The organism is Marinimicrobium sp. UBA4209, assembly GCF_002381585.1.
GTDB lineage: Bacteria > Pseudomonadota > Gammaproteobacteria > Pseudomonadales > Cellvibrionaceae > Marinimicrobium > Marinimicrobium koreense.
Window position 1 is genome coordinate 19,040 of the sequence record NZ_DFTP01000008.1, and the last position, 9,059, is coordinate 28,098.

Here is a 9,059-nt window from a genome sequence, read left to right on the forward strand (position 1 = left end):
ACAGAGCTGACAACACGCGTAGCGGCTGTCGTCATTATTGGCGGCGCAAACCCGCGCGCTACCCGAAGCATAGCAAGTAAACGCTGTGCGATCATCATGTTAGCAACGCTTTTTCTTCTTTTACTAGAGGTTTGTCACAAAGATTATGGCGAAACTCGAGATTCTGGAATTTCCCGATCCTCGTCTGCGCACCGTGGCCAAGCCGGTCGCCCAGGTGGACGACCGCATCCGCCAGTTGGTGGACGACATGTTCGAGACCATGTATGCCGCACCCGGCGTGGGTCTGGCGGCGTCTCAGGTGAACGTACACGAGCGAGTCGTGGTCATCGATGTGAGCGAAGATCAGAGCCAGCCGATGGTGTTCATCAACCCGGAAGTCACGGTGTTGGATGAAGAGACCCTGCGCCCCTATGACGAGGGCTGCCTGTCCATTCCCGGCTTTTACGAGACCGTGGAGCGCCCGGAAAAAGTGCGTGTCAACGCGCTCGATCGTGATGGCAAGCCGTTTGAGCTGGAGCCTGATGGCCTGCTGGCGGTGTGCATTCAGCACGAGCTGGACCACCTGAACGGCAAGCTGTTCGTGGACTACATCTCCCCGGTCAAGCGTCAGCGCATTCGCAAGAAGCTGGAAAAACAACACCGTCTGCGGGCCTGATTGCGGTCCGCCCCAACCTCATCGAGCCTCATGTCCGACTCTGATTCCCCCGGCGGCCTGCGGATTGTCTTCGCAGGCACCCCCGATTTTGCCGCTCATCACCTGCGCACCCTGCTGGCGGGGCCACACCAGTTAGTGGGTGTTTACACACAGCCCGACCGGCCCGCCGGGCGAGGTAAGAAGTTACAGGCCAGTCCGGTCAAAGCCCTGGCCCTGGAGCACCACTTACCGGTATTCCAGCCGGAAACCCTGAAATCCGAGCCGGCCCAGGCCGAGCTGGCCGCCCTGAACGCGGACATCATGGTGGTAGTGGCCTACGGCCTGCTGCTGCCGAAAGCCGTGCTCGACACGCCGCGTCTGGGTTGCATCAATGTGCACGCCTCGCTGTTGCCCCGCTGGCGGGGTGCGGCGCCCATTCAGCGCGCTATTGAGGCCGGCGATGCCGAATCCGGCGTCACCATCATGCAGATGGATGTGGGCCTGGACACCGGCGACATGCTGGTCAAAGCCCACTGCCCCATCGGTCCCGATGACACCGCCGGGGCACTGCACGACCGGCTGGCCGAGCTCGGCGGCCCCGCGCTGATGACAGCTCTGGAACAGTTAGCCCAGGGCTGTGCCCAACCAGAGGCACAGGATGACGCCCAAAGCACCTACGCCCCCAAAATCACCAAGGCCGAAGCGGCGCTGGACTGGGCACGCCCGGCCACCGAGCTGGCCCGACAGGTGCGCGCCTTCAATCCCTTCCCGATCTGCCATACCCGCCGCGCCGAGTCGACCGACAGCTTTCGGGTCTGGGAAGCCAGGGCACTCGCCCACGACGGCCCGGAAGCTCCCGGAACCGTGCTGTCGGTGAGCGAAGCCGGTATCGGCGTGGCCTGCGGGGAAGGCCAACTGCAGCTGACCCGCCTGCAATTACCCGGGAAAAAAGCCCTGCCGGTGGCCGAACTGCTGCGCGGCCGGGCCGATCTGTTTACCCCCGGCGAAGTACTTGCCCGACCGGAGCCCGGCGTATGAAGGTGCGCACGGCGGCCGCCAAGTTACTGGCCGACCTGTTGCGCCAGCAGGGCTCCCTGGCGAGCCTTCTGCCCGATTACCAGAGCCGGGTGCCGGAGCGCGACGCCCCGCTGTTACAGGAACTCACGTACGGGACCTGCCGCTGGTATCCTCGCCTGAATGCCTACCTGGGTCAATTGCTGGACAAACCGCTCAAACCCAAAGAGGGGGACATTCAGGCTCTGCTGCTGCTCGGGCTCTACCAGCAGCTATACACCCGAATTCCCGATCATGCGGCGATCGGTGCCACTGTGGAAAGCACCCGAGAACTGAAAAAGCCCTGGGCCAAGGGCCTGGTCAATGGCGTCCTGCGGCGTTTTCAGCGCGAGCGAGAAGCACTGGATGGCGCGCTCGCGAACGATGACCGCTTTATCACCGCCCATCCCAACTGGCTGCTGAAACGCCTGCGCCATCACTGGCCCGAGCAGGCGGAGGCTGTGGTTGCGGCCGATAACGGTCACCCTCCCCTGACCCTTCGGGTGAACCCGGCCTACGCCGCCCGTGAAGATTACCTGGCGCAGTTGCGCGAACAGGACATCGAGGCCAGCCTCACCCCCTTCAGCCCGGTCGGGATCACCCTCCAAACGCCTTGTCAGGTAACGGCCTTACCCGGTTTTGAGGACGGTGGCGTCAGCGTCCAGGACGAAGCGGCCCAGCTCAGTGCCGAACTGCTGGAACTGGCACCCGGACAGCGGGTGCTGGACGCCTGCAGCGCCCCCGGCGGGAAAACCGGACACATACTGGAAACCGAACCGGGCCTGGCCGAGGTGGTCGCCCTGGACAGCGACGCGCGCCGGTTGAACCGGGTGCAGGAGAATCTCGACCGCCTCCGCAAGCAGGCCACCCTGCGCTGTGGCGATGCCGGCCAACCGGACGACTGGTGGGACGGCACCGCCTTCGACCGCATTCTGCTCGATGCCCCCTGCTCGGCCACCGGCATCATCCGGCGTCAGCCGGATATTAAAGTGCTGCGCTCGGCCGCCGACATCGACCGACTGAGTGCTTTGCAGGGGCGCCTTCTTAACGCGCTATGGTCCACCCTGAAGCCCGGCGGCGTGCTGGTCTATGCCACCTGTTCGATTCTGCCGGAGGAAAACACCCGGGTCGTGGAGGCGTTTGTACAGCAACATCCGGACGCCCGGTGCGATACGCTCGAGGTGGACTGGGGGCTCACACAACCCTGCGGTCGCCAGCTTTTACCACAGGACAATGGCCACGACGGTTTCTATTACGCCCGACTGCGCAAGATCGGGGAGAAAAACCACAGCGTTTAAGGCAGAATACGGCTTTCGGTCACACTGCCTGAACGCGTGATCGCGCCGAATCACGACGCGCGACGCTAGGGGACTCAAGCTAGCCTATGAAAATCATTATTCTCGGCGCCGGACAGGTCGGCGGCAGCCTGGCAGAACACCTGGCCAGCGAAGCCAACGACATCACGGTGATCGACACCAACGACGTGCGCTTGCGCGAATTGCGCGACCGGATCGATATCGGCGTGGTGACCGGTGAAGGCTCTCACCCGGACGTGCTGGTGCAGGCGGGTATCGAAGATGCCGACCTGCTGGTGGCGGTCACCAGTAATGATGAAATCAATATGGTCGCCTGCCAGGTGGCGCACAGTCTGTTCCGCACGCCCACCAAAATTGCCCGGGTGCGCTCCAACGCCTACCTGACTTACGACAAACTCTTTACCGACACCGCCATCCCCATCGATGTGCTGATCAGTCCGGAACAACTGGTCTCGGATTACATCTTCCGGCTGATCGAACAGCCCGGCGCCCTGCAGGTACTCGACTTTGCCAACGGCAAGGCCCAGTTGGTGGCAGTCAAGGCGTATCACGGCGGGCCCCTGGTCGGTCAGGAGCTGCGCTTTCTGCGTCAGCATATGCCCAACGTGGATACCCGGGTGGCGGCCATCTATCGGCGCAATCGCGCGATTGTGCCCCACGGTTCCACCGTCATCGAGGCGGACGATGAAGTCTTTTTCATCGCCGGGAAAAACGACATTCGCTCGGTGATGAGTGAACTGCGCCGGCTGGAAACCGCCTATAAGCGCGTGATGATCGCCGGCGGCGGCAACATCGGTTTGCGGCTGGCCAAAAAACTCGAGGGCCGCTATAGCGTTCGGGTGGTGGAGCACAATGAGCGGCGCTGCCGCCAGCTTTCCGAGCAGCTTGAACGCAGCATCGTGCTCCAGGGCAACGCCTCGGATCAGGACCTGCTGCTCGATGAAAACATTGAAGATACCGATGTGTTTCTGGCCCTGACCAACGACGATGAAGCCAACATCATGTCCTCCATGCTGGCCAAACGCCTCGGTGCCCGTAAGGTCATGGCGTTGATCAATAACCCCGCCTACGTGGACCTGGTCCAGGGCGGGGAAATTGATATCGCCATCTCGCCCCAGACCACCACCATCGGGAGCCTGCTCACTCACGTGCGCCGGGGCGACATGGTCAACGTGCACTCCCTGCGCCGTGGCGCGGCGGAAGCCATTGAGCTGATCGCTCACGGCGACAGTCAGTCGTCCAAAGTGGTGGGTCGGGCACTGGAAGACATCGACCTGCCCGAAGGGGCCAACATCGGGGCCATCGTGCGGGAGAAAGACGATGAAACCAGTGAAGTACTGATTGCCCACGACCACCTGGTGGTGGAGCCGGGCGATCATGTAATTGTGTTCCTGCTGCACAAGCAGCATATTCGCGACCTGGAAAAGCTCTTCCAGGTCGGTTTTACTTTCTTCTAGCGTCGGGACGGCCATGCAATTTGCCACCATCGCACGGGTTCTGGGCGTACTGCTGATGCTGTTCAGCCTGACGCTGTTGGTGCCCATCAGCGTCTCGCTCTGGTTCCACGATCAGAATTATCTGACCTTCCTGATCGGCTTCGTCATCACCTTTGGCGCCGGCGCCGCCACCTGGTTGCCGGTGCGCGGCCGGCGGCAGGAGCTTCGCACCCGCGACGGCTTTCTGATTACCGCCTTGTTCTGGTTTGTTCTCGGCGCCTTCGGTGCCATTCCCCTGTACTTTTCCATGGGACTGGATCTGTCGTTTACCGATGCGATTTTCGAATCCCTTTCAGGGCTGACCACCACCGGGGCGACAGTCATCAGTGGGCTGGACGCCCTGCCCCCGTCCATTCTGTTTTATCGGCATCAACTGCAGTGGTTGGGCGGCATCGGGATTATTGTGATCGCGGTGGCGATTCTGCCGCTGTTGGGCATTGGGGGTATGCAGCTGTACCGGGCCGAGGCGCCCGGTCCGGTCAAGGACAACAAGCTCACCCCCCGCATCACTGAAACGGCCAAGGCGCTGTTCCTGATTTATCTGGGCTTTACGGTCACCTGCTTTGTTGCCTACAAGCTGGCGGGTATGAGCTGGTTCGAAGCCCTGGGACACAGTTTTTCCACCGTGGCCAACGGTGGCTTTTCCAGTCACGATGAGAGCCTGCGCTACTACGACAGCCCGGCCATCCTGTTGATCTGTTCGGTGTTCATGGTGCTGGCCGGTGCCAACTTCGCGCTGCACTTTATTGCCTGGCGCGACAAGAGCTTATGGCACTACATGCAGGACGCGGAGTTCCGCTTTTACTTCGGCTGGATCGTTTTCGGCAGCATCGTTACGGTGTCCTACCTGTATGCGTCAGAGACCCTCGCATTCAACGACAGCCTGGTGCTCGGAATTTACAACCTGGCGTCGACGCTGACCACCGCAGGATTCGCGTCGGACTTCAACCTGTGGCCATCCTTTCTGCCCTACATGCTGTTTCTGCTCGCCTTCCTCGGTGGCTGCGCCAGCTCTACCGGCGGCGGCATGAAAATGATTCGGGTACTGCTGCTGTATAAACAGGGCGTACGGGAGGTCAACCGACTGATTCACCCCAACGCCGTCATTCCGGTCAAGGTCGGAAAGATCAGTGTACCCGATCGGGTCATTGAAGCGGTGTGGGGATTTTTTGCGATGTATGTGGTGACTTACATCGTCATGTTTCTAGCACTGCTGATGACCGGGCTGGATCTGGAAACCGCTTTTTCGGCGGTGGGCGCCTGCATCACCAACCTGGGTCCCGGCATGGGGGACGTGGCCAGTAACTACGGCGCGATCAGCGACCCGGCCAAATGGATTCTGACGTTTGCCATGCTCCTGGGGCGTCTGGAAGTTTTTACTCTGCTGGTGCTGTTCAGCCCGATGTTCTGGCGCCGGTGAACGTGGCCTCCGGGCACAACATCACCCGGTTACGCCCCTGGTCCTTGGCCTGATACAGCGCCCGATCGGTTCGGACAAAGGCATCGATATAGGGCTCACCGGCACGGATCTGACAGACTCCGAAACTGGCGGTCAAACGTACCTGCTCGTCCATTTCAATCCGGGCCTCGGAAACCAGTTGCCGGATCTTTTCCGCCAGAACCACCGCACTTTTGGCATCTGTGTTGGGGCACAGGAGCAGAAATTCCTCACCGCCCCAGCGACAGAGCACATCCTGCTTGCGGGTGTACTGATCCAACAGGTTCACCAACTGGCGCAGAACCTTGTCCCCGGCATCATGACCGTAGGTATCGTTGAAGGTTTTGAAATGGTCCACATCCAGCAGGATCAATGAGATGGGCTGGAATTCGTTCTGGTGAATCATCTGGGACAGACGCTGTTCAAAACCGTAACGATTGTAGGCCCCGGTAAGCGGGTCGCGGGTGGACAGTTGCTTGTAGCGGTCGGTTTCCTCTTTCAACTGCGCATTGCGATTGGAGAGGATATCCAGTTGCCGACGGTGGCGCCGGGTAATCCGGGACAGGAGAACCAACCGATGGGTGCCCCAGGCACCCAGCCCTACCAGCCAGATCAGCAGAATGCTCAGGTACCAGGTGGCGGCCGAGATCCACTCACCGACGAAACTCGCCTCCTTGATGATCACATCATAGTGTCCCGGCTCCAGCGCCTGCGCATAACCGATACCGATGGCGATCACATTGTGAAACGCGGGACGCCTTAGCTCTCGCGGCAGGTCTCGAGCACTGCTCCACCAATCTGCCAGAGACAGCTCATCAAAACCGATTCTCAGGGTTCCCCCCAACTCTCCGGCCTTGATGTCGAACTTGTTGAATTGGGCACTGTTGTTATCGTCCGGGTTGGAGTAACGCTCATCGTAATGGCGCATAAAGAACTGCACGTCCTGGTTATGACCCGGGGTTTCCAGCTGTAGCTCGAAGGCCTCAAAGTCGGTCAGATCCAACCCGTGCAGATTGTCTTCGGACAACAAGAGGTTGATGCCGCAGAACACGTAATCGCCCTCCGGCTCGACCCGGCAGCGCCAGTGGTAGTCCTCTTGCGGCCCGACCCACTCCGAATGGCTCGGCCCGCCCTGCATGGCGTCACCGTAGGGTGCGAGAATGATGGTACTGTCGGCGTGGGGTACCAATGAGTGCTGCCGCTCGGGAATCAGCGGGTGTGCGGCCACAGCCAGCAGGGTAATGGCAATGGCCACCAGCAAAAAATGCAAGGAGCGACTGGGAGACATGGCGGCGCCGTTTTTGTTGAATATTGCGCCAATTGTAGCAAGCAAGCTACTTCTTTGGGCGACTTCCCGGGCCATTTATCAGATTATTCTGCTATGGTTAGCCGGTAGTTATAACCATAAACGAGGTCATACCATGCGACTCATAACTCTGTCTTTCTGTGTTTGGCTGCTGACGGCCTGCAGCCTCCAACCCCACGGCCAATCCGAAGGTTCCGAACCGCAATTGGAACGCCTGAGTTTTACCAGCGCTCTGGATGGCAGCGAGCGGCAGTTTTTCGTGTATTTGCCCAGAGGCTATGAAACTCAAACCGGGAAGGACTGGCCGGTGCTTTTGTTTCTGCACGGCAACGGTGAGCGAGGCAATGGCCGGGACGAGCTGGACTATGTACTGGCCCATGGGCCGCTGTACGAAGCCTGGATCCAGAAGCGGGACCTGCCGTTCATCATGATCGTGCCCCAGCTCCCCATGTTCGGAATGGATGAGCACGCGGATTACCTGCGCAACCGGGACCCGTCTCAAATACCCCAACGATTGGCCGATGGGGTTCCACCCCGCCCGGCGGATTTCCCGACGCCCGAGCCCATGAATGGCGTGCCTGCACCCGCCTCCATGGACGACATTCCCCCCACCCTGCCCAACGGCTGGGATCGCATTGAAGACGACCTGATCATGATGCTCGACCGGATCGAGGCCAACTACCGGGTGGATCAACAACGGGTCTATCTCAGTGGCCTGAGCTACGGTGGCTTCGGTACCTGGTATATGGCCAGCCAGCACCCGGAGCGCTTTGCGGCCATCAGCCCGGTGGTGGGCTGGGGCCATCCGGACCTGATGGCACCCATCGCGGAACACCAGCTCCCCCTATGGGCGTTCGCTGCCGGACGTGATCCGGTCGTCACCATTGAGCATTTTTACCCCGGGCTGAACGAGTTGGAAAAGCTCGGACACCCCGCGGTGCGCTTTACCAACCACGAGGACATGGGCCACGACGCCTGGACCCGGGTGTACCGCAGCGAAGACCTGTACCGCTGGTTGTTGGGGCATTCCCGGGCGGACGAACCCTCAGGGGAGTAAGTTGGCCCAGGCCTTGGTGCCAGGATCAATTTTTACATCTCCCTCATGACGGCCGGGAATGGGTGCAAAGCGCAAGGCCTGCTTGGCACCCACTTCCGAGGCAAAGTAGCCCCAGAGGGTCAGTTGCTTGATCATCCGGTAATAATCGGCGTCGCTGTCCTGCTCCAGCGCCAATAACAATTGCTCTCGTTGACCCGGTGTCAGTGACCGAACATCGGTGTTGAACTGAGCCTGGCTGCGCTGCTGCAGATCGGCCAATCCTCGCAGAAAAACCTGTTGTTCCGCCGGCGTGTAGTAACCGCTGACCATCGCCTGCATAAAAGCGCCGATACCGGCGGCTTTGGCACCGGGTGAATCCTCGGTGCTGGGCAGAATGGTCTCACCAACGTCACTGAGCAGTGCCACCTCCGGTTCGGCCAGCACGGGTTGAACGGCCGTAGGCAATGCGCCGCTTAAAAAGGCGGACGCACCGAACACCTGCGTGGCCGATACCAGACCCAGCGCACCCATCATCGTGTGTAATGCCTGTCTGCGATTCATCTCGCCCCCTTACAGATTGCGTTTATTGAGTTGATCCACCGCGTAATGCGCGGCCCGGGCCGTCAATGCCATATAGGTCAGGGACGGATTCTGGCAGGCGGACGAGGTCATGCAGGCGCCGTCGGTCACAAACACGTTGGGCACCGCATGCAGCTGGTTGTGACCATTGAGCATGGAGGTTTTGGGGTCACGCCCCATGCGGGCGGTGCCCATTTCATG

The 9,059-nt window shown here is 60.6% G+C and carries 9 protein-coding genes; 6 read left to right on the forward strand and 3 right to left on the reverse strand.

What is annotated here, in order from left to right; all coding sequences use genetic code 11:
- Positions 1-145: 145 nt before the first annotated feature.
- The 5 genes from def (at position 146) to B3187_RS01785 (ending at position 5,919) form a co-directional block, all read left to right on the forward strand.
- Positions 146-655, forward strand: coding sequence for a peptide deformylase (def, locus tag B3187_RS01765; RefSeq protein WP_286804351.1), 510 nt, complete (start codon positions 146-148; stop codon positions 653-655).
- 30 nt (positions 656-685) lie between these two features.
- Positions 686-1,672, forward strand: coding sequence for a methionyl-tRNA formyltransferase (fmt, locus tag B3187_RS01770; RefSeq protein ID WP_286804352.1), 987 nt, complete (start codon positions 686-688; stop codon positions 1,670-1,672).
- On the forward strand, positions 1,669-2,985 hold the full coding sequence (gene rsmB, locus B3187_RS01775; RefSeq protein ID WP_286804353.1) for a 16S rRNA (cytosine(967)-C(5))-methyltransferase RsmB: 1,317 nt from the start codon (positions 1,669-1,671) through the stop codon (positions 2,983-2,985). The genes fmt and rsmB overlap by 4 nt, the downstream gene beginning before the upstream one ends.
- Before the next feature lie 86 nt (positions 2,986-3,071).
- Positions 3,072-4,460: a Trk system potassium transporter TrkA gene (gene trkA, locus B3187_RS01780; RefSeq protein ID WP_123638786.1), complete on the forward strand. Its 1,389-nt coding sequence runs from the start codon at positions 3,072-3,074 to the stop codon at positions 4,458-4,460.
- A gap of 13 nt (positions 4,461-4,473) precedes the next feature.
- Positions 4,474-5,919, forward strand: a complete 1,446-nt coding sequence (locus B3187_RS01785) for a TrkH family potassium uptake protein (protein WP_286804354.1) — start codon at positions 4,474-4,476, stop codon at positions 5,917-5,919.
- On the opposite strand, the gene B3187_RS01790 is transcribed toward B3187_RS01785, so the two are convergent.
- Positions 5,894-7,270, reverse strand: coding sequence for a GGDEF domain-containing protein (locus tag B3187_RS01790; RefSeq protein ID WP_286804355.1), 1,377 nt, complete (start codon positions 7,268-7,270; stop codon positions 5,894-5,896). The two genes, B3187_RS01785 and B3187_RS01790, sit on opposite strands and share 26 nt — an antisense overlap.
- A gap of 88 nt (positions 7,271-7,358) precedes the next feature.
- On the opposite strand from B3187_RS01790, the gene B3187_RS01795 reads away from it, so the two are divergent.
- Positions 7,359-8,300, forward strand: a complete 942-nt coding sequence (locus tag B3187_RS01795; protein ID WP_024461799.1) for an alpha/beta hydrolase-fold protein — start codon at positions 7,359-7,361, stop codon at positions 8,298-8,300.
- Here the strand turns inward: B3187_RS01795 and B3187_RS01800 are convergent.
- On the reverse strand, positions 8,289-8,840 hold the full coding sequence (locus B3187_RS01800; RefSeq protein WP_024461798.1) for a gluconate 2-dehydrogenase subunit 3 family protein: 552 nt from the start codon (positions 8,838-8,840) through the stop codon (positions 8,289-8,291). The two genes, B3187_RS01795 and B3187_RS01800, sit on opposite strands and share 12 nt — an antisense overlap.
- A 9-nt stretch (positions 8,841-8,849) precedes the next feature.
- A partial coding sequence (locus B3187_RS01805; RefSeq protein WP_286804356.1) for a GMC family oxidoreductase occupies positions 8,850-9,059 on the reverse strand: 210 nt, incomplete at its 5' end.